Genomic DNA, 1,184 nt, shown 5'->3' with positions numbered 1-1,184 from the left:
GGTAGAACAGCGCTGAGAGACCACACGTAAAGGCCCGCCCCACTGGAATTGGGGCGGGCCTTCGTGCTGTCCAGGGTGCCCCAGCCGCTTCGCTGCCGGGGCGGAAACGGTGAGCGGCTTACATGGCGGCCCGTCACCCGAGTCCGCCATATCTCGAATTACGTGGTCACCAGGCTGGCGGCAGAGGGGTGGGGTGCCCGCTCGCGCTGTGTACAGCCGTCTCCCGACCGGTACAGGGTCGGCCGCCGTACCCACGCCGTCACTGATGCGGGAGCGTCAAGCGCCCACCCCCGCCCCGGAATGGGCGGGCAGGGAGCTCCTGCTACCGCGATCGGGCCGGGCCCGGTGTGGTCACTCCGTTCGGCCCGGGTTTCGTTGGAACCGAGGAGCGTGTCGCCAGCCCTTGGTTCTGCCGACTACTTCGGGGCGATCCGGTCGCGCTTCAGGAGCAGGCGCCTGACCCGCTCCTCGCTCGCAACCGCCTCGTCGAAGAGCGCGGTGGCGATGACGTGCTTCGGGATCCGGGTCTCGAAGTGCAGGTCATCGATGAGCCCCGCCAGGTTGTCCGCGGTCGACTTCTCCACGTACCAGGACCTGCGCGTCATCGCCGGGCGTCCGAACGCCTCCCGCGCCCTCTTCCTTTCCCGGCGTTCGCGTTCCACGTCGTCGCGGTTGACCTCCGGATCCTGGTCATCGGGAGTCGGGTTGAAAATCGCAGGCGCGGCGGCCATCAGTGCTTCCTTGTCTTTGTGATCAGACCGACCTCGGTGAGGATCGGCTCGATGTCCGGGTACGGCCCAAAGCTGGTGGGTGCGAAGCCGAAGACCCGTTGGTACTCCACGCGCCGGCGCATCTCGGCATCGGCAAGCGGATAGGTCTGCCCGAACTTCTCGCCCGTGGTCAGCTCCTTGCGCGCCTCTCGGGGCAGCGAGGTGGTGTGGTCCGTACGCGTCAGCACCACCCAGGCCTGCACCGGGTGCCGCGCGAGCTTCACACCATCCGTGGCCGACCGCCACGTAGCGCCCAGCATCTTGATCTCGCTGGGATCAGCGCCGATCGGCACCAGCAGTCTGTGCGCGCGAGAGATCGCCGCCTCGAAGACCGCCTTGTCGCCGCCTCCGATATCGCAGATCAGATGGTCGACGTCCTCGGCCTCTTCCTCGATCCGCTCGTCGATGTCGGTG

2 protein-coding genes are annotated in these 1,184 nt (G+C 67.6%); both read right to left on the bottom strand.

Going from position 1 to position 1,184, the window contains the following annotated elements; all coding sequences use genetic code 11:
- Positions 1 to 416: 416 nt before the first annotated feature.
- Entirely contained in the window at positions 417 to 731 is a 315-nt protein-coding gene (locus AC1DYK_RS35380; RefSeq protein WP_457493411.1) for a hypothetical protein, read from the bottom strand.
- Positions 731 to 1,184 (bottom strand): P-loop NTPase family protein (locus AC1DYK_RS35375; protein ID WP_478170520.1); only part of this gene is annotated, 454 nt, incomplete at its 5' end. The genes AC1DYK_RS35375 and AC1DYK_RS35380, both read right to left, overlap by 1 nt.

Source organism: Variovorax sp. P2_H12, from assembly GCF_056403395.1.
Note: the sequence above shows the minus strand (reverse complement) of the source record. Positions and strands in the feature narration are given on the sequence as shown.